Annotated in this window: 1 protein-coding gene; it reads right to left on the reverse strand. The window is 65.3% G+C overall.

The window, feature by feature from the left end; all coding sequences use genetic code 11:
- Nucleotides 1-249, reverse strand: a 249-nt coding sequence (locus ACZ3HH_RS30345; protein ID WP_465810318.1) for a helix-turn-helix domain-containing protein, incomplete at its 3' end; no start/stop codon positions are given.
- Nucleotides 250-265 lie beyond the last annotated feature (16 nt).

Consider the following 265-nt stretch of genomic DNA (forward strand, 5'->3'; position numbering starts at 1 on the left):
GGCCGTCGGGCGCACGAACTTGGTGGAGCGCTCGAACAGACGGACGCCCAGGTCGCGCTCGAGGCTCGCGAGGCCCGCCGAGACCGTGGACTGCGCCGCGAACAGCCGAGCGGCTGCGGCCGTGACGTTGCGTTCGTCGGCGACCGTGACGAAGTACTCGAGCAAGCGCGTCTCCATGGGGCAATGATAGAGCGAATCGATCGCTATGATCGAAAGCGTTCGTTTCCCTCGATGCGACGTCCGCGGCATCCTGAGGTCATGACTT

This window comes from Pseudomonas sp. PME37.24/025, from assembly GCF_055556615.1.